The organism is Gluconobacter morbifer G707 (assembly GCF_000234355.1).
In the GTDB taxonomy this organism is placed as follows: domain Bacteria; phylum Pseudomonadota; class Alphaproteobacteria; order Acetobacterales; family Acetobacteraceae; genus Gluconobacter; species Gluconobacter morbifer.
Genome location: NZ_AGQV01000013.1, coordinates 86,226 through 104,865 on the forward strand (window position 1 = coordinate 86,226; position 18,640 = coordinate 104,865).

Annotated in this window: 15 protein-coding genes; 11 read left to right on the forward strand and 4 right to left on the reverse strand. The window is 60.5% G+C overall.

Annotated elements, in window-relative coordinates; genetic code table 11:
* The first annotated feature begins 8 nt into the window (after nt 1-8).
* The gene (locus GMO_RS12680) at nt 9-1,391 is read left to right on the forward strand and encodes an amidohydrolase family protein (RefSeq protein WP_008852839.1); all 1,383 of its coding nucleotides are present in this window, start codon (nt 9-11) and stop codon (nt 1,389-1,391) included.
* A gap of 20 nt (nt 1,392-1,411) precedes the next feature.
* On the opposite strand, the gene GMO_RS12685 is transcribed toward GMO_RS12680, so the two are convergent.
* From GMO_RS12685 to rph, 3 genes are all read right to left on the reverse strand, one after another.
* The gene (locus GMO_RS12685) at nt 1,412-2,629 is read right to left on the reverse strand and encodes a cation:proton antiporter (protein ID WP_008852840.1); all 1,218 of its coding nucleotides are present in this window, start codon (nt 2,627-2,629) and stop codon (nt 1,412-1,414) included.
* Nucleotides 2,630-2,777: 148 nt separating this feature from the next.
* Entirely contained in the window at nt 2,778-3,377 is a 600-nt protein-coding gene (rdgB, locus tag GMO_RS12690) for an RdgB/HAM1 family non-canonical purine NTP pyrophosphatase (RefSeq protein WP_008852841.1), read from the reverse strand.
* Entirely contained in the window at nt 3,377-4,087 is a 711-nt protein-coding gene (gene rph / locus GMO_RS12695) for a ribonuclease PH (protein WP_040509684.1), read from the reverse strand. The genes rdgB and rph overlap by 1 nt, the downstream gene beginning before the upstream one ends.
* Nucleotides 4,088-4,170: 83 nt before the next feature.
* Here rph and hrcA point away from each other — a divergent pair, with 83 nt between their 5' ends.
* From hrcA to GMO_RS12740, 9 genes are all read left to right on the forward strand, one after another.
* Nucleotides 4,171-5,241 (forward strand): heat-inducible transcriptional repressor HrcA, encoded by a 1,071-nt coding sequence (hrcA, locus tag GMO_RS12700; protein ID WP_040509687.1) that lies wholly within the window; start codon nt 4,171-4,173, stop codon nt 5,239-5,241.
* Nucleotides 5,242-5,368: 127 nt separating this feature from the next.
* On the forward strand, nt 5,369-6,253 hold the full coding sequence (locus GMO_RS12705; protein ID WP_008852845.1) for an aldo/keto reductase: 885 nt from the start codon (nt 5,369-5,371) through the stop codon (nt 6,251-6,253).
* 102 nt (nt 6,254-6,355) lie between these two features.
* A complete protein-coding gene (locus tag GMO_RS12710) occupies nt 6,356-9,001 on the forward strand; it encodes a penicillin-binding protein 1A (protein ID WP_040509725.1) in 2,646 nt (881 codons plus the stop codon).
* Between the two features lie 34 nt (nt 9,002-9,035).
* Nucleotides 9,036-10,167 (forward strand): peptide chain release factor 2 gene (gene prfB / locus GMO_RS12715; protein WP_139064475.1). Its coding sequence is split into 2 segments (ribosomal slippage): nt 9,036-9,104 and nt 9,106-10,167, totalling 1,131 coding nucleotides; the frame shifts between segments, so codons are not numbered across the junction.
* 384 nt (nt 10,168-10,551) lie between these two features.
* Nucleotides 10,552-11,220 carry an energy transducer TonB gene (locus GMO_RS12720; protein WP_008852848.1) on the forward strand — a complete coding sequence of 223 codons (669 nt, stop codon included), beginning with the start codon at nt 10,552-10,554 and terminating at the stop codon, nt 11,218-11,220.
* 135 nt (nt 11,221-11,355) lie between these two features.
* On the forward strand, nt 11,356-12,423 hold the full coding sequence (locus tag GMO_RS14045) for a MotA/TolQ/ExbB proton channel family protein (protein ID WP_083813686.1): 1,068 nt from the start codon (nt 11,356-11,358) through the stop codon (nt 12,421-12,423).
* A 4-nt stretch (nt 12,424-12,427) separates the two neighbouring features.
* A complete protein-coding gene (locus tag GMO_RS12730; RefSeq protein ID WP_040509690.1) occupies nt 12,428-12,853 on the forward strand; it encodes an ExbD/TolR family protein in 426 nt (141 codons plus the stop codon).
* A 72-nt stretch (nt 12,854-12,925) separates the two neighbouring features.
* Nucleotides 12,926-13,360, forward strand: a complete 435-nt coding sequence (locus GMO_RS12735; RefSeq protein ID WP_008852851.1) for an ExbD/TolR family protein — start codon at nt 12,926-12,928, stop codon at nt 13,358-13,360.
* Between the two features lie 3 nt (nt 13,361-13,363).
* Complete coding sequence (locus GMO_RS12740) at nt 13,364-14,605, forward strand: outer membrane protein assembly factor BamD (protein ID WP_008852852.1); 1,242 nt, start codon at nt 13,364-13,366, stop codon at nt 14,603-14,605.
* Between the two features lie 58 nt (nt 14,606-14,663).
* On the opposite strand, the gene flgH is transcribed toward GMO_RS12740, so the two are convergent.
* On the reverse strand, nt 14,664-15,410 hold the full coding sequence (flgH, locus tag GMO_RS12745; protein ID WP_040509693.1) for a flagellar basal body L-ring protein FlgH: 747 nt from the start codon (nt 15,408-15,410) through the stop codon (nt 14,664-14,666).
* Nucleotides 15,411-15,613: 203 nt separating this feature from the next.
* Here flgH and GMO_RS12750 point away from each other — a divergent pair, with 203 nt between their 5' ends.
* The gene (locus GMO_RS12750; RefSeq protein ID WP_008852854.1) at nt 15,614-18,442 is read left to right on the forward strand and encodes a mechanosensitive ion channel domain-containing protein; all 2,829 of its coding nucleotides are present in this window, start codon (nt 15,614-15,616) and stop codon (nt 18,440-18,442) included.
* The last annotated feature ends 198 nt before the right edge of the window (nt 18,443-18,640 follow it).

An 18,640-nucleotide genomic window follows, 5' to 3' on the forward strand; every position in this document is an offset into this window, starting at 1 on the left:
ATGTACTGATGTTCCGTCGATCCGCCCTGACTACCCTGTTGCTCGCAACATCCGCTACCCTGTCTGTCCAGGGGGCCCGGGCGGAACCTGTGGCTTTCGACCATGCCCGTGTTGTTGATGGAACAGGGGCGTCCGCCCGGAGTGACGTCACGGTGGTGGTGGATAACGGCATCATCGTGTCCGTCGGCACGCCCGCACCCGCCGAGGCACGGCATGTGGATCTGACGGGCCGCACCCTGATGCCCGCTCTGATCAGCGATCACAGCCATGTCGGGCTTGTGAAAGGTACGGGAGCCAGCCGGGACAATTATACCCGCGAGAACATTCTTGCCGCCCTGAAGCAGTATTCCCGATACGGCGTCCTGACAGTGACGGCTCTTGGCCTTAACCGCTCACCTCTCTTCGATGACCTGCGCAGGGAACAGCATGAGGGCCGTAATCCCGGTGCGGATTTGTATGGTGTGGATCAGGGCATCGGCGCCGCAGGTGGAGTGCCGCCTGTCGCCATGGTCAAGGGGCTGGATCAGGATCAGGTCTTCCGTCCGACCACGCCGGAAGAAACCCGGCAGGACGTGGACAAAATGATCTCCGAACATACGGATCTGGTGAAGCTGTGGGTGGATGATTTCCGGAACGACGTGCCCGATGGCAAAACCTATCCCATCATGCCGCCTGCGATCTACAAAGCCGCCATTGATGAGGCCCATCTGCACAATACGCGCGTGGCCGTTCACATTCATGATCTCGACGTAGCGAAAGCCATCGTGGCCTCGAAAGCCGATATTCTGGCTCATGGCGTGCGTGACAAACCCGTGGATCATGACCTGATCAGCGCCATGCAGCAGCAGGGAACGTGGTATATCGCGACGCTCGATCTGGATGAGGCCAACTATCTATATGCCGAGCATCCGGATCTTCTGGATAATCCGTTTGTCCGTGCCGGGCTCAATCCCGCTCTGCGCAAACAGTTCTCCGACCCGAAGTGGCGGTCCCAGACCCTGGCAAAGCCTCTGACGAACGCGTCGCATTATGCGTTGTCCGTCAACCAGAAGAATCTGGCCGTTCTGTACCGGGCAGGTATCCACATCGGCTTCGGGACGGATTCCGGCGCATCGCCCACCCGCGTACCCGGCTTTGCGGAACATCGTGAACTGTACCTGACCACGCAGGCCGGTCTGTCTCCCGTGCAGGCCATCAGCCTCGCCACAGGAAACGCCGCGGCTCTTCTGCATCTGTGGGATCGTGGTGTGATTGCGCCGGGCAAACGGGCTGACCTGCTGATCGTGAAGGGCAATGCTGACCAGGATATCGCGGTTGTCGATCAGATCGAGCAGGTCTGGCAGCGTGGAAAACTGGTCAGCCATGGTCCCGTTGCGGATACGCATGGCTGAGAAACGGGGTTTCGGGAAGATTATGCCCGGAGCGCCGGGCGGCCTCTGACCAGACGGAACATCGGTCCTGTCATGGCAGTCGAGATGACGGCCAGGACCATGAGGGATGCAAAGGCAAAATCCGAGATCATGCCATGTTCATGAAGGATCGTGGCCGCCACGATTTCCATTAGCCCCTTGCACTGGAGTAGGGAGCCGACACTGAGGGCCTGCCGGCCGCTCAGGCCCGGAGCAGGAGGATAGGCCCAGACAGCCAGCAGCTTCGTGACAATGGCAATCACGACCAGCGCCAGCGACGCAACGACTGAAGGCCAGGTCAGTGCGTCTCCATCAATGCGTAGTCCACTATGGCCAAAGAACATCGGGGCCAGCCACATCAGGGAAAAGGTTCCGATCTTCTCGACGGGCAGACGGCGGATCCAGCTTGGCGGCATGATCGCACCGGCAAAATAGGCGCCGATCAGTTCATGCAGCCCCAGTTCGTGGCTCGCCCATGAACCCGCGGCCAGATAGAACGGCACGGCCGTCCAGACCAGCCAGAGAGGGGGGTGACGGAGGTTCCGTGTCGCCCAGCTGCTGCCAAGAGCCAGAACAGCGAGCAGAAAGACGGCGAGCAGTTCGAAACCCGTCCAGCCATGCAGTGCAGCAGCGCCGCGGGCTGCAAACTGGAGAATGGCCAGGCCTATCCAGAGCGCCGCATCGTCCACGACGGCCAGTTTGAGGGCGAGCTGTCCAATTGGCCGGTCTTCCGGCGCAAGTTCCCTCACGATCCCGATCAGGACAGGCAGGGCGCTGACGGAAATGCACAGGCCCAGCGACATAGCGCTGACCCAGGTTCGGCCAATAGGGGCGGCCCATCCGTGAAGGGGAAGAAAGAAGGCCTTCACCAGCAGGGTGCCGGCAATGAAGGGGACCCCCAGCGCAACGAATGCGCCACCCAGAAGGCGATGCAGGGAAGGCGAGGGAATGGCGCGTGCCTCGGGCGTCTGGGTGGGATTCTGCCACATTTCCAGCCCCGCCGTGAAAGCGAGAACAAGAACAGCCAGCCACCCGAGGTAATCGCCATACAGGGAGGGAACACCGAAAGACTGTACGGGAACGTGCAACACGGCGAGAAGAATGCCGACAAGAATAGGCAGGATGGCGATGGGAAGGGTCCGTTGCAGAAGCCGCCAAAGTATCCAGGGAGCCAGAACGAAGATGATGGCGTCAGCAAATAGTCCCGTGATGTTTCCCATTGCGATCCCTTTATTCCGGTTCAGGTGGTGTCAGGATACCACACAAAACTCATTTCATAATAATATTCTGTGTTGTGGGTCAAATTTCCTGATGCTGCCGTAGAGGCAAGAGAAAATCAAAGTATTCAAAGTGTAATACTGCGCAATATTATTTTTCTATAAATCTTTTCAGGAAAAGCTCCAGCGCCCGGCCGCGATGGCTTATGGCGTTCTTGTCGCTTTCCGGCATCTCGGCAAAGGTACGTGTTTCTCCTTCAGGGACGAACATGGGATCATAACCATGCCCCTGCGTGCCGCGTGGGGGCCAGACAACCGTTCCGTGGCACTCGCCCTGAACGGTCTGTGTTTCTCCGTCAGGCCACGCCAGACAGAGTGCCGCCACGAAAAATGCCCGGTGATCCGGATTGTCACCCATCTCCCGGTGAACACGTTCCATCGCCAGTGTCATATCCTTGGATGGACCTCCCCAGCGGGCGGAATAAACGCCCGGCTTTCCATCCAGCGCTGAAACGCAGAAGCCGGAGTCATCGGCCAGTGCCGGAAGCCCGGATGCTTTTGCTGCAGCGAGAGCCTTGATGGCCGCGTTTCCGGCAAAGCTGTCCTCGGTTTCCTCGGGTTCGGGGAGATCCAGTTCTCCCGCCGAGAGAACCGTGATGCCGCTTTCGGCCAGCAGGGTGGAAAACTCACGCAGTTTTCCTGCATTGTGGCTTGCGAGGACGAGTTTGGAATTGGGGGACAGATAACGCATCAGAGGGTCTCCAGGGCATGGATCTGGGCTTTGAAGAGATGGGCGGTTCCGGTTTTGGCAAGGCCCAGCAGTTCAAGGAATTCGCTTTCCGCGAATGGCGCCGTTTCTGCCGTGCCCTGGATTTCCACGATGCCACCCGTGGACGTCAGGACAAAATTCGCGTCAGCCTGTGCGCTGCTGTCTTCAGTGTAATCAAGGTCGAGAACCGCACCTGCTTCCGTCAGGCCGCAGGACACAGCCGCGACCTGCGCCGTCAGGGCTGACGACATGTTTGCGGTTTTCAGGGCAATGGCCAGAGCGATCCATGCGCCGGTGATGGACGCGCAGCGTGTCCCGCCGTCAGCGTTCAGGACATCGCAGTCAAGGGTGAGGGTACGCTCCCCCAGTTTCTTCAGGTTCACGCAGGCTCGGAGGCTCCGGTCGATCAGGCGCTGGATTTCCTGTGTGCGGCCCGACTGTTTACCCTTGCTGGCTTCCCGTGCGCCGCGGCTGTGTGTGGCGCGGGGCAACATGCCGTATTCCGCCGTGATCCATCCCTGTCCCTTGTTACGGAGGAAAGCGGGAACGCGGTTTTCAAGCGATGCCGTACACAGCACCTCCGTTCCGCCCATGCGGATCAGCGCTGAACCTTCGGCGTGCCGGGCGAAACCAGTTTCGATGGAAATGGGCCGAATTTCATCACGGGCGCGGCCGGACGGGCGCTTGGACATCAGGGAAAATCCTTTGTTATGGATATGGCGTGCCTCTACCGCGTTTGACGAGAAGGCATCCAGCCCCGACAGTCAGAAACATCATGATGAGACAAGATCCTCCTTTCTTCCGTCCTTCCAGTGCGCTGCCTCACGGGTTGGGGGAGCGTGAAGCCTCCATCCTGCGCGAGATTGTCGAGGAATATGTGGAGACAGGTGAGCCGATCGGCAGTCGCACCCTTTCCGAACGGCTTCAGGCTTCCCTTTCGCCTGCCACGATCCGGAATGTGATGGCGGATCTTGCCAAGGCAGGGCTGCTGTTCAGTCCACATGTCTCGGCCGGGCGTCTGCCGACCGAAAAAGGGGTCCGCCTGTTTGTGGATGGCCTGCTCCAGTTCGGAACGCTGGCGGAGGAGGACCGCGCCAGTATAGACCGTCGGCTCGACATCCACGGCCGCTCCTATCAGGACATGCTGGCTGAGGCCTCCGCCCTGCTGTCGGGACTGTCTTCGGCGGCGGGGCTGGTCCTGGCTCCGAAATCGGACGCGATCCTGCGGCATATCGAGTTCGTGGCACTGGGGCCGGGGCGGGTGCTGGTCATTCTGGTCAGTTCTGATGGTCAGGTCGAGAACCGCATCATCGAAACCCCTCCCGGTGTGCCGCCTTCCTCTCTTGTGGAGGCCGGGAACTACCTGAACGCCCATCTCGGCGACCTGACCCTGACCACCCTGCGTGACCGTATTCGTCAGGAAATGGAAGCCAGCCGCCATGAACTGGACAGCCTGACGGCCAGTGTGATCGAAAGCGGGCTTGCGACCTGGGACGCCGATGGGGGTACCCTGTTTGTCCGCGGGCAGGGGAAACTTCTGGCGGATATCACGGAGCTTGAGCGCCTGACGACCATCCGGATGCTGTTCGAACAACTGGAAACGCAGGAGACCATGCTCCAGCTTCTGCAACTGGCGGATACGTCTGAAGGGGTGCGGATCTATATCGGGCGTGAAAGCGGGATGTTCGGGATGTCCGGCGTGTCCATGATCGTGGCTCCGGCCCGCAACGAGGCGCAGAAGATCGTGGGCGCCATCGGTGTCATCGGCCCGACGCGCCTCAATTACGGACGTATTGTTCCGGTTGTGGATTACACGGCCAAACTGGTCGGGCGCATTCTGGGATAAAACCGGGCCGTCCAGCCGGGCGCTGGTACGCGATCGCGGGGTGTGCCGTCAGGCACGGTGGGGAAAGTGGCAACTTTCTGTCATGCGCACCTGTTAAGTCGTCAGGACATTATGGAGGACATTTCTCATGGCTACTCCTGACGCCAGAAAATCCGGCACCTTTCTGATTGGCGGGGACCTGAAGGTCCATCGTCTCGGTTTCGGGGCCATGCGCATCACGGGAAAAGGCATCTGGGGCGAACCGGAAAACCGGGCACAGGCTGTGCGCACGCTGGAAAGCCTGCGTGGTTTCGGCATTGATTTTGTCGATACGGCGGATTCCTACGGTCCGTTCGTTTCCGAAGATCTGATCCGCGAGGTGCTTTATCCTTACAAGGACATGGTCATCGCCACGAAAGGCGGCCTGACGCGGCATGGCCCGGATATCTGGAAGCCGGTCGGCAACCCCGATTACCTGCGCCAGTGTGTCCTCATGTCGATGCGTCGTCTCGGGGTGGAGCGGATCGATCTGTGGCAACTGCACCGCATCGGGCCAGACTGTCCGGCGGAAAAGCAATTCGAAGCCATCGCGAAATTTCGCGAGGAAGGACTGATCCGACATGTCGGCCTGTCGGAAGTTACGGTGGATGAAATCCGGAAGGCCAGCCAGTATTTCCCGGTCTCGACCGTGCAAAACCGCTTCAATCTGGTGGACCGCAAATCCGAGGACGTTCTCGATTACTGTACGCAGGAGAACATCGGCTTCATCCCCTGGGCGCCACTGGCGGCCGGAGAACTGGCAAAGCCGGGTACATCGCTGGATCGGATCGCACATCATCACCGGGCCAGCGCAGGCCAGATTGCGCTGGCATGGCTGCTGAAACGATCGCCCGTCATGCTGCCCATTCCCGGAACGGCAAGCCCTGAACATCTGGCTGCCAACGTTCATGCCGCGTCCATTCATCTCAATGATGAGGAATGGACCGAACTGGACCGGCAGGGACGCCAGACATGGGAGAAATCGGAAGGGTGAGAGGGATGCCGGAGAGGGAAGGATGTTCCGCTACCGGCAGTCACAAAATCGCCCCGTTCAGTGGGGGCGACGAAGGGATCGGAACAGTGCTATGCAGGCCGCATGACGCGCCGTTCCTTTCGATCCCGTAATTCACAGGCTTCTGGCAATCCTTCGCCACGTGGCCCCCGCTTCCGCCGTTTCCGCCAGTCTCTCGGCATCCTTGCGGGTGTCGGGGTTCTGGGCGTGGCCGGTGTGGGGGCTGCGGGCTGGATCACCTACGGCAAGTTCGCGAGTGATCTGCCCAGTGTGGACAGTCTGCGGGCTTATCAGCCGCCGACCGTCAGCCGGATCTACGCGTCCGATGATCGCCTGATGGCTGAACTGGCGAATGAGCGGCGCATCTTCGTGCCCGTCAATGCCATCCCGGAGCGCGTCAAGAACGCCTTCATCGCCACGGAGGATCATAACTTCTACACCCATGGCGGTGTGGATGTCATGGCGATTGCCCGGGCCGGAATGACGGATGTCTTTGCCCGGCATGGCAAGCGGCCGCTCGGCGCGTCCACCATCACCCAGCAGGTGGCGAAGGTCATGCTGCTGAACAGCAACGTCCTGACCTTCAACCGGAAGGTCAAGGAAGCGCTGCTTGCCCTGAAAATGGAACGCGTGCTGTCCAAGGACAAGATCCTCGAGATCTATCTGAACGGCATCTATCTGGGGAACGGGGCTTACGGTGTGGCCGCGGCGGCCCAGACCTATTTCAACAAGCCGCTCGACCAGCTTGATGACGCGGAAGCTGCCTCTCTCGCGGCTCTTCCAAAATCGCCGACCAACTATAATCCCTTCCTGCATCCACAGGCCGCGATGATGCGCCGGAACACCGTACTGGACCTGATGGCCGAGCAGGGTGTCATCAGCCGCGAGCAGGCGGAACAGGAAAAGCAGGAACCGCTCGTCCCCCGCCAGAAGCAGCGTTTCGGACCATTGCCGGATTCCGAATGGTTCGGAGAGGAAGTCCGCCGGCAGCTGATCGCGAAATATGGACAGGACCGAGCCCTGACTGGTGGGCTGGAAGTTCATACCAGCCTCGATCAGTCTCTCCAGACAACGGCGACACGCCTTCTGCATGAAGGCCTGATGTCCTATGATCGCACCCATGGCGGCTGGCGCGGTCCTGTCCATCATCTGGCGGACATCCAGGAGAGCGACTGGGAACCAGACCTTGACCACGTAACGCCCCCGGCGGGCATGCTGCGGGAATGGCGTCTTGGCGTGGTGCTGCCCGGTGGAACGCATGTCGGATGGATCGAGGACGGCACATCCCGGACGGCCGCTCTCCCGGCTTCGGACATTGCCTGGGCTCGGCGGATGCATCCCCTGCGGGCCGGAGATGTCATCATGATCGAGCCGCAGGAAAGCGGCGCCGCGGCCCTGCGTCAGATTCCGCAGGTAGAAGGATCGGTTGTCACGCTCGATGCCCACACCGGTCGCGTGCTGGCGATGGTTGGCGGCTGGTCCTTTCATGAAAGCCAGTTCAATCGTGCCACACAGGCGCTCCGGCAGCCTGGCTCGTCCTTCAAGCCGTTTGTCTATCTGGCAGCCATGGAGCAGGGGATCTCTCCATCCGAAAAATTCGATGACGCGCCCATTTCCTACGGGGACTGGCATCCCCGGAATTACGAACACGACAACTGGGGCCCGACAACCCTGCATGATGCGCTGCGGGAAAGCCGCAATCTCGTCACCATCCGCGTTGCCGCGCATCTGGGCATGAAGGCCGTGGCCGATACGGCCATCCGCGCCGGGCTGGTCGAAAACATGCCGCATGTCCTACCCGCGGCCCTGGGGGCGGTGGAAACGACGGTCATGCGGGAGGCCGCTGCCTATGCCACGCTTGCGAATGGCGGGCATATCGTCGTGCCGTCCCTTGTGGATGATATTCAGGACCGGGCCGGCAATATCCTCTGGCAGGCGCCTGGTTACAAACTGGGAACCCTCATGCAGGCGCCTCCTGCGCCTCCGGCCGATCCGAATGCCCCAGCGTCTGCACCGACCATTACACCCGCCGCCCCTGCGCCTTCTGCTTCCACCCCTCCGGCTCCGGCGACGCCGGCGGAGCCTGTGCCGGGAAGTGTGGAAGTGCCGTCACTGACGGATACACGCCCCACACTGGCCAGTGAGCAAAGCACGTTCCAGATCGTCGACATGATGAAGGATGTGATTGCCCGGGGAACCGGACGGATGGCCGGGGTTGGTATTGACCGTCCGATCGCGGGGAAAACCGGGACCAGTCAGGACTTCCATGATGCCTGGTTCGCCGGTTTCTCTCCGGATCTTGTTACGGTTGTCTGGGTCGGATTCGACACGCCTCAGACGCTGGGGCGCAATTCCGATGGTGGACGCGTTGCGGGGCCGATCTGGAACCGGATCATGAAAGTCGCGCTTGCCAGCCGCCCAAAACTGGATTTCCGTGTTCCGGACGGGATCACGCTTGCCTCCTATTCCACGGGGCGTATTCAGGCGACGGACGGATTCAAGGCGGATCAGGTTCCGGGTGCGTCGGTCGCGCTGCATGGCTTTGGTGCTGGCACCGAAGCCCTGACAGCCGCGGATACCGGTGCGGATGCGGTTATTTCGGATTCCGAGAGCGACATGGGCTCGGCTCCATCGACGGAGAGTGGTGCGCCCGCACAGGCTGGACCGAACGGGCAGACGCGGAAACAGGCTCCATCCGAGGGTGACATCGGCGTGGGCGGCCTGTACTAGAGCAGCCCAACCGCCCTTACAGTGGAGGATTATCATGTCGGCCGAAACCGAGGCCCTTTCCGAGCAGATCAAGCAGTCGGTGGCGCTGCTGAGGAGGCATCTTTAACTGGGATGTCGCTACGACACGCCTCGCGGAACTGAACCACCGCGCGGAAGACCCAGAACTGTGGAACGACGCTGACGCCGCACAGAAGCTCATGCGCGAGCGCACGATGCTGGCCAATCAGATCGAAGGTGTCGAACGGATCGAGAATGACGTGCAGGGCACGCTCGAACTGGTCGAACTGGCCGAGATGGAAGGTGATGAAAGCCTCGTCAACGAGGCGATCGGAACGCTCAAATCCTTGGCCGAAGAAACCCACAAGCGCGAGATCGAGAGCCTGCTGTCCGGCGAAGCTGACAGCAATGACTGTTACCTTGAGGTCAATGCGGGCGCAGGTGGCACGGAGGCCCAGGACTGGGCGGAAATGCTTCTGCGCATGTACACCCGCTGGGCCGAGCAGCATGGCTACAAGGTCACGTTCATCGAAAGCAGCGAGGGCGAACAGGCCGGCATCAAGTCCGCGACAATCCAAGTCTCCGGTCCGAACGCCTATGGCTGGCTCAAGACGGAAGCCGGCGTTCACCGTCTGGTCCGGATTTCGCCGTTTGATGCGGCCGCCCGGCGCCAGACGTCCTTCGCCTCCGTCTGGGTCTATCCGGTGGTGGATGATTCGATCGAGGTCGAGGTCAACGATTCGGACCTGCGTGTGGACACGTTCCGTGCCTCGGGTGCAGGTGGCCAGCACGTTAATAAGACCGATTCGGCCATCCGGATCACCCATATCCCGACCGGTATCGTCGTAGCCTGTCAGACAGACCGCTCACAGCATCGCAACCGCGCTAAGGCGATGGAAATGCTGCGTGCCCGTCTCTATGAAGCGGAGCTGCAGAAGCGTGAGGCCGCGGCGGCCCAGACGGAAGCCGCCAAGACGGATATCGGCTGGGGCCATCAGATCCGGTCTTACGTCCTAGCGCCCTACCAGCTCGTGAAGGATCTGCGGACCGGAGTGGAAAAAGGCAATCCCGATGCGGTGCTTGATGGCGCCCTAGATGATTTCATGTCTGCTTCACTGGCGCAGCGGGTCGGTGCGACTCGTTCCGAGGCAAGTGCTAGCGCACAATAGGCACAATCTGTATCGTGTAACCCATTGAAAACCGGGGCAGGAAACATCCTGCTCCGGTTTTTTTATGGAGCCACAGCAGGATTTCAGCAAAGCCCAGCGAGCATTGGATTCAGAAAATGCCCGAAAAAGGGACAGCTTTTTGTCCCTTTTAAGGCGTGGGCCGGGAACTTTCTCGAAAACAAGAAGAATTTCGTTTCGAAGGAAGGAATAATCGGCTTGACACCAAAGGGGTTAAGCTGCCCAATCAGCATATCGGGTATGTTTGTACGGCATACGGAAACACGTCTGTGTGACTGCAAAAACCTGCATGAATGAGATCGGGATAGCGCAGCCGGCCCAATGTGGACCAATGCCGGCGTCAGTGAGGGGTGAAAAAGTTTCGACATGAAGAGCTACGCCACACAGCAGCGCAAGCCGACGGACTATATTGTCGCGATCGTCGTGGCCGTGCTGGCTATGGGCGCGGTGATCTATGCGCTTATGAGCGGTGCTGTGAGCAAGCTGGTCCACGAGAAGCCGCCTATCAAGACGGAAGTGATCAAGGAGCAGCCCAAGCCGCCGCCGCCACCACCGCCACCGCCGCCACCGCAGATGGAGCAGCCGCCGCCGCCTTATATTCCTCCGCCGAAGATCAGCGTGCCGCCGCCGCCCAAGGCTGTTCAGCGCGTGACGCATGTGAAGCCGCCGCATCCGGTGCCGCCAAGCCCGACCCCAGCGCCTGAGCCTGTTCCGGCTCCGCCACAGGGTCCGCCAGCTCCGGCCGTTCCGGATCACACGGCAGGTGCGTCTCCGATCAACGGTGCGCAGCCGGTCTATCCGGAAGAAGCGCAGGAAGAAAACCGCGAAGGTAAGGTTACGGCGTCCTGTGACATTCTGCCGAACGGACATACGGCGAACTGCTCAATCGTCAGTTCCAGCGGTGGCCACGAATTTGTGGAAAGTGCGCTCGACTTCCTTCGTCGGGCCCGGTACCAGCCAGCCGTCGTGAACGGCGCACCGGTGACCGAGCACCACCACATCCTGCACGTCGACTTCACCATGGGTGATGAGTGATTGTCCGACTGTAACGCAACCAGATTGCCTCTCCGGAAAGATCTCCGGGGAAGGCTCAGGAAAGGGCCGGTCTCCATATGGCCGGCACCCCAGAAAGCTCCGGAAACGGGCATCTCTAACGAGGATATGGAGTTCATGACCAGACTGTTCCGCCTTCCTGCTATTGCCGTTCCGACGAAGGCGCGCGCCGTCCGGGCCAGCGCCTTGGCCCTGACGCTGGCCTTGACCTCAGGTGCCATTGCACCGGCTGTCGCTTTTGCCCAGGAAGCCCCCCCGGCTGACCAGAGCGCCCCTGCTGCGCCTCCGGCAGATCCGTCTGCTGCTCCCGCTCCGACGGATGCAGCCCCTGCACCCGCGCCGGATGCTGGTGCTCCTGCACCGGATGCCGGTGCGCCTGCTCCCGCCCCTGCTGACCAGTCGCCGGCTGCTGCTGCCGCTCCGGGTGAGAGCGCAACCGCCACGCCGGAAGCACCTGCTCCGCAGGGTAACCCGTATGGCCTTGGCGCTCTGTGGGCCAATGGTGACGCGATCGCCCGTGGCGTTCTCATCATCATGGTCATCATGTCCGCCGGAACCTGGATCATCATGGTCATGAAGTTCCTTGAGCAGGGCCGCGTACTCGCTGCCGCCAAGGAAGCTTCCCGTGAATTCTGGACCAAGCCGTCCGTTCATGACGGTGCTGCTGCCCTGAAGGCTTCTTCGCCGTTCCGCTACATTGCTGAAACCGGCATTGTCGCTGCGGAGCATCATGAAGGGTCCATGCGTGACTCCATCGATCTGCATTCTTGGACTGAAATGTCCATCGGTCGTGCGGTCGACACCATCAACACCCGTCTCCAGGGTGGTCTGGCCTTCCTCGGTACGGTTGGTTCGACCTCTCCGTTCGTCGGTCTGTTCGGTACGGTGTGGGGTATCTATCATGCTCTGACAGCCATCGGCATCGCCGGTCAGGCATCCATCGACAAGGTCGCCGGCCCGGTCGGTGAGTCCCTGATCATGACCGCTATCGGTCTGGCCACCGCTGTTCCGGCCGTTCTGGGCTACAACCTGCTCGTCCGCCGCAACAAGGGCTGCATGGATCGCGTCCGCAACTTCGCTGCTGACGTCCAGTCCATCCTGATCGGTGGTTTCCGTCATGGTGTAGCTCCGGAAGAAGGCACCATGAGCGTCCCGACCACCATCACCACCAGCGAACGGATCTGAACCCATGGGAATGAACGTCGGAGGAGGCGGCGGTGACGACGAGGTGGTGTCGGCAATCAACACCACTCCCCTCGTCGACGTCATGCTGGTGCTGCTGATCATCTTTCTGATCACCATCCCGGTCGCCACACATACCGTGAAGGTCAAGCTGCCGGTTGATGCCAATCAGCCGACACAGACCAAGCCAGGAAACGTCGTTCTGGCAGTCAACTCGAACGGGCAGGTGTTCTGGAACACCACACTTGTCCCAAACCACACTGAACTGCTGAACCGCCTCGTCGAGGCGGCCAAGCAGAAGCCCCAGCCGCAGATCCAGATCCGCGGCGACCAGGCCGCCAAGTATCTGGCGGTCGGTCAGGTGGTCGCGACCTGTCAGGAAGCTGGCATCGCCCATGTGGACTTCATTACCGAGCAGCCTCACACGAACTGAGGTACAGCCGGGCCGTTATGTGAAAACGGCCCGGCACCCTCGTTTACGTCACCCTTTTGGAGAACCGCCGTCATGGGCATGAGCGTCGGATCGGACAGCACGCACGAAGACGAAGGCATCGTCGATATCAACACCACACCGCTGATCGACGTGATGCTGGTGCTGCTTATCATGCTGATCATCACCATCCCGCTGCAGACGCATTCGGTGGCGATTGACCTTCCGCAGGGCAATCCTCCTCCGTCCACGGAGCAGCCCAAACTCGTGACCGTCAGCATCGGTTACGACAATAGCATCACGTGGAACAACGAACCCATCAATTCCGAAGCTGCGCTCCAGGCGCATTTCGAGGCCGCAGCGGCCCAGCCTGACCAGCCGGAAATGCATATTCATCCCGACCGTCTTGCCGATTACAAAACGGTTGCCCACGTCATGGCTGATGCACAGCGTCTGGGCGTCACCAAGCTGGGTATTGTCGGTCTGGATCAGTTCATGGAAGGACAGTAATTCGTGTCTTTGTCCCTTAACCGCCATCTGAGTCCCCGCAACTTCCTGCTGGCGGGGGCGCTCGGCCTTGTTACACTCACCGGATCTGCTCATGCGGCCGATGTGCTGGGACAGGCCGTCGGCAAGGATCTCCAGCAGGCCCAGAGTGCTCTGGGGGCCAAGAGCTATGGCAAGGCCATGGCGGCTGTCGATGCGGCGGATGCGGTCAAGGGCAAGACCGATTACGAGTCCTACACGATCGCACAGATGCGTGCCGCCGTGGCGGCACAGTCGGGTGATACCGCGGCTGCCATCAAGGCCTATGACGTTCTCATCAACAGCCCCCGCACGCCCAAGGCTGCCAAGGGGCAGATGCTGATGGCTCAGGCCAGCATGGCCTACGGCGCGAAGAACTATGCCGCCGCCATCCCGCCAACCGAGCGTTATCTGCGCGAATACGGGGCCGACCCGCGCATGCAGACGATGCTGATCCAGTGCTATTACCTTCAGCAGGACTGGAAGGGCACGGCGAAGGCAGCCCAGGAACAGGTGGACGCTACGATCAAGGCGGGCAAGGTTCCGGCTGAAAACCAGCTTCAGATGTTGGCGACGGCCTATACGAACCTCAAGGATACCGACGACAAGACGCACGCTTATGTCCTGCTGGCGAAGTACTATTCCAAGCCTGATTACTGGTCGATGCTCATCCATGACCTGGTGGCGAACCCCAATCTTTCGCCGCCACTGGTGTTTTATGTGGAACGTCTGCGTCTTGCGACCGGTGTGCTGAAAAACCCGTCCGATTACCAGGATATGGGCGAGCGCGCCGTGCAGATGGGGCTCTCCCAGCTTGCGCTGAACCTTCTGAACCAGGGCTATGCCAGCAAGGTTCTGGGGTCCGGTCCTACAGCCGCGTCCGATGCCAAGTTCCATGCTTTTGTCGCGCAGCGTGCGGCGGCGGAGCGCAGCCAGTTGCCGCAGGCTGTTGCGCAGGCTCCGTCCTCAGCGACAGCTGGTTCGGCTCTGACTGCTGGATACAATCAGGTTCTGAACGGGCAGGTTGATCAGGGACTGGCCCTGATGCAGACCGGGCTGGCAAAAAAACCGCACTACCCGGATCTGGCGCAGATCCAGTACGGCATGGCGCAGATGGATGGTGGTCACAAGGCTGATGCCATCAAGACGTTCCAGTCCGTACAGGGCAACACACCTGCCCATGATGTAGCGGAACTCTGGGCGCTTCTGCTTTCGAAGCCCTCCCGCTAAGCGGTTTTCTCTTTTCAGACGTCACAGGAAACGCCGGGACATTGTCCCGGCGTTTTTTTTAGAACGGCAGGATCGCGTCCATGACCTGCTGTCCGTATCGCGGCGACTGGAGCTGTGTCAGGGTGCCGCGTCCTCCGTAGGAAATCCGGGCTTCTGCCATTCGGTCATGGGTGACGGTATTATCGGCGGTAATGTCCTGCGGGCGCACGATGCCGCTGACACCGAGTTCGCGCAGTTCGCTGTTCACCCGTACTTCCTGTTTGGCCATCACCACGAAATTTCCATTCGGTAGAACCTGGGTAATGGTCCCGGCCAGCCGAAGAGTAACGGTCTCGTTGCGCGTGATTTTGCCTGTGGCGCCGCTGTCGCTGCTGCTGGCGGTGCTGAGGCTGTCCGCACCGGTAATATGGCTGATGATCTTTCCCTTGAGACCAAAGAGATTGGGAATGCCGATTTTCTCATCAGCTGTCCGGTCGGCGGTCGTTCCATTGTTGAACGCGGCGTTGTCCGTGATGTCCACGATAATGGTCACGAGATCGCCAACCTGCGAGGCGCGCTGATCCTTGAAAAAGGCGCGGCTTCCGGACCGCCAGAGACTGGCGGCTTCCTGCGGCGGTGCACGCAGGGGAGGCATCGGCATGGTCACGGGGCGATAATTGGCCGCGAGCGTGGGATCGGAGATTGACGTCATCCGGGGCGGGCGTCCCGTTTCGGAAAGCTGTGCAAACGTATTGCAGGCGCACAGGGCCGGAAGCAGCGCAACAAGACCCAGATGGCGGAGGCAGGATGGTAAAAGCTGGGGCATGAAGATTTTCTGACATCCGTCTGTTCCGAACGGCATCACCCAAGCACAGGGATTCTAAAAAACCCGTTAAGAACGAGCGGCCGCGGGTACATGCGAAGGTACTGCGGGGCCATCACGCGTTGTTTTGAAACCGGTCTTTTTCATGTTTTCTGGGTGAATCCGGGTCTTCCTTCAGATTCCCGGACGGAACGCTCGTATGTTTGATGCGTAAAAAACGTCTGGAGCGCAGCATTTTCAAAATGGCTCTGGCCGTTCAGGTCTGTCCTGCGCCCTGTCATTCTGTCCTGAAGGAGCGCAGCGCATGCCGCCGAAGGCTGGCCTTCGACCGCCAATCCCCCGAGATTCTGGCTTTTTTTTTCCCTTCGGGGAACCTGATCCAGTCACTCTGTACCGTCATTCTGCTTTGTCTGACCCTGCTGCCATTGTCCGTGCAGGCACAGACTCCGGCACATGGGCATTCAGAAACAGAGACTGCGCAGGCGGAAGCCTCCAGTGATCCGTCCCATCTCACTCCGGATCAGGCCCGTCAGCTTCTTGGCGTTCTCGATAATGACAGCAAACGCAGGGAGTTCACGACAACCCTGCGGAATCTGGCTGCGGCACAGAGCGTTGCGCCCACTGATAATGGGACGAAGTCCGGCATCACTGCCCCATCCGTAGCTGTTAACGACAATGCTGCCCCCAGAAATCTGGGCAATGACATGCTGCGCAGCCTGACCAGTCTTGGTCTGACATTGCGGCATGAAGCGCAGGTTCTGGTCGGTACGATTGGTAATTTCCGGTCGCTGGGGCCTTGGGTCCGGCATGTCCGCGCTTCGTCGCAGCTCCAGAACGAGATCCTGAAGATCCTGCTGCGGGTGGCCGTTCTGATCGGTATTGGCGGCGCTCTCGCTTTCTGTGTCCGGCTTCTGCTGCGTCACCCGTGCACACGCCTGGAGGAGGCCGCCAGACAACGCAACTTCCGCGAGGAAATGCAGGAGCGGCGTGATGCCCAGGATGCCCGTACTGCTGCAGAGACAGCCGAGACGCAGAATGCGTCGGAAGCGGAAGGTGGCGCCCAGCATTCCCCGTCCCAGACGGAGGCCATGCAGCAGGCTGCGGTCGAAAATCCAAAGGTCGACCCCTATCAGAACATGGATGAGGCCACCCGTCTGGCCGAGGCGGAGCAGGAACAGAACGAACGCCTGCGTCATCAGGGGTCTCTGGCGCAGTTGATGATGGCGCTGCACCGGTTGCCATATTCGCTGGGATGCTTCCTGCTTGATCTTCTGCCCATCGTCATGTTTCCGCTGACCGCTTTCATCATGCAGAGTGTCGATCCGGATGCGGACAGCCATACAGCCAGCGCTCTGGAGGGCGTCGCATGGATTGCCGGCATGGGAGCTGGTGGATCCGTGGCGCTTGCGCGTGCCATTTTCGCACCCCGGCAGATCTGGCTGCGGCTTGGCATGTTCGGTGACCGGGCTTCGGCGTTCTGGTTCTACTGGCTGCGTCGGATCGCCTGGGCTCTGGGGGGGGGCATCGCCATTCTGGTCGTGCTTTCAAGCTGCACGATGCCGCAGAACATCATAACGGCCTTTGGAAAGATTGTGGCCCTGACCGTCCACGTGATGGTGGCCTGCATGATCCTTCAGGGACGCGCACCAGCCTGGCATCTGTGCCAGCGTCTGGCGGAGCATAGCCGCGTTCCCGGGCTGATCCGTTTCATCGGACATTCGTGGTGGGTGGCGGCCCTGTTCTTCGATCTCAGTCTGTGGCTGGTCTGGGCTGCGGAAATCCATGGCGGATACGCCGCGATCGCCATCGTCTTCCTGCGGACCTGCGTGGCCGTCATCATCATGCGTCTTGTCAGTATCGCAGCGTATGGCGGACTGGAGCGGCTTTTCCGGAGGGCGCCGGCATGGGCATCCCTCAGCGACGAGGCACAGGCGCGGATTGCCCGTTACTATCCGGCAACGCGGCGCGTGCTGGGCGGTCTGATCGGATTGATGACGGTGTTCGCCCTTGCCGTTGCCTGGGGCGCGCCTCTGCGGGATCTCTTCGGCAGCGGCGGGATCGGCGAGCGCATCCTGTCTTCATGTGTCACGCTTCTTGTGGCTGTCACGGTCGGCGTCATGGTCTGGGAGGCCGTGAATATCGGGATCGAGCGGCATATCGACCGTATCAGTGCGGAAAATGACGGAACGGCCCGCGCGGCCCGCTTTCGCACGCTTCAGCCGATGTTCCGGATCCTGCTGATGGTTGTCCTGATCGCGATCATTGGTTTGACGGCCCTGTCTGAACTGGGGGTCAATACGGCGCCGCTGCTGGCCAGTGCCTCGATCTTCGGCGTGGCGCTGGGTTTCGGCTCCCAGAAGCTGGTTCAGGATTTCATCAGCGGGATTTTCCTGCTGCTGGAAAATGCCCTGACGGTTGGGGATGCCGTTACGCTGAGCGGGACCTATGGTGTTGTGGAAAAGCTGTCCCTTCGGACGGTGCATGTCCGCGCCAATGACGGGTCCATGAACATCTTCTCGTTCAGTTCTCTCAGCCAGATCATCAACTACAACCGCGATTTCGCGCGCGCCATCATCGTGGCGGAGGTCGGTTATTCCGTGGATACGGACGACGTCGTGAAGGCTCTGAATGACATTACGGCCGAAATGCGGGCTGATCCGGATTTCAAGGATCTCATCATTGATGACTTCCAGATGTGGGGCGTGGATTCACTGAACGATTCTTCCGTCACGGTCCGTGGAACGTTGCCTACCACGACGGCGGGACGCTGGCCGGTGCAGCGCCAGTTCTATCGCCGCATGAAGAAATGCTTCGAGGCGCGGAATATCGACATTCCGTTCCCGACCCGGACGCTGGAAATCGAAGGGCTGGAGCGTCTGATTGATTATCGCGGCCCCAATGGGGAAACACCCAACCCGATGCCTGGTCATCAGGCGACTGACCGCAAAAGTGCGGATGACAGCACCGGACCGGGGTCCGGGGCCGGAGAGGCGACTGGAGGAGACGGAGGAAGCGCAAGCCCGGGTAATAGCTGAGACATTCTCCCGTACGGTCTGAAGGCTGAATTTTCCCGGTCTTCAGGGCGTGCGGTGTGTGAGGCCGTTTTGCCAGCCGGACCAGCCTTCTTTCCGGCGGTACGAAAGTTCTTTGTCTTCCTGTGCGTCGGACGGAACGCTTTTTCAGGTCCATCCTCTGCGGTTATGTCGGACTGGAGGAATGCGCAGGAGGGCGTC

What these genes read in the sequence shown, in the direction of transcription:
- GMO_RS12680 (WP_008852839.1), top strand. Translation starts at nt 9, where the DNA reads ATGTTCCGTCGATCCGCCCTGACTACCCTGTTGCTCGCAACATCCGCT.
- GMO_RS12685 (WP_008852840.1), bottom strand. Translation starts at nt 2,629, where the DNA reads ATGGGAAACATCACGGGACTATTTGCTGACGCCATCATCTTCGTTCTG.
- rdgB (WP_008852841.1), bottom strand. Translation starts at nt 3,377, where the DNA reads ATGCGTTATCTGTCCCCCAATTCCAAACTCGTCCTCGCAAGCCACAAT.
- rph (WP_040509684.1), bottom strand. Translation starts at nt 4,087, where the DNA reads ATGTCCAAGCGCCCGTCCGGCCGCGCCCGTGATGAAATTCGGCCCATT.
- hrcA (WP_040509687.1), top strand. Translation starts at nt 4,171, where the DNA reads ATGATGAGACAAGATCCTCCTTTCTTCCGTCCTTCCAGTGCGCTGCCT.
- GMO_RS12705 (WP_008852845.1), top strand. Translation starts at nt 5,369, where the DNA reads ATGGCTACTCCTGACGCCAGAAAATCCGGCACCTTTCTGATTGGCGGG.
- GMO_RS12710 (WP_040509725.1), top strand. Translation starts at nt 6,356, where the DNA reads ATGACGCGCCGTTCCTTTCGATCCCGTAATTCACAGGCTTCTGGCAAT.
- GMO_RS12720 (WP_008852848.1), top strand. Translation starts at nt 10,552, where the DNA reads ATGAAGAGCTACGCCACACAGCAGCGCAAGCCGACGGACTATATTGTC.
- GMO_RS14045 (WP_083813686.1), top strand. Translation starts at nt 11,356, where the DNA reads ATGACCAGACTGTTCCGCCTTCCTGCTATTGCCGTTCCGACGAAGGCG.
- GMO_RS12730 (WP_040509690.1), top strand. Translation starts at nt 12,428, where the DNA reads ATGGGAATGAACGTCGGAGGAGGCGGCGGTGACGACGAGGTGGTGTCG.
- GMO_RS12735 (WP_008852851.1), top strand. Translation starts at nt 12,926, where the DNA reads ATGGGCATGAGCGTCGGATCGGACAGCACGCACGAAGACGAAGGCATC.
- flgH (WP_040509693.1), bottom strand. Translation starts at nt 15,410, where the DNA reads ATGCCCCAGCTTTTACCATCCTGCCTCCGCCATCTGGGTCTTGTTGCG.
- GMO_RS12750 (WP_008852854.1), top strand. Translation starts at nt 15,614, where the DNA reads ATGCGTAAAAAACGTCTGGAGCGCAGCATTTTCAAAATGGCTCTGGCC.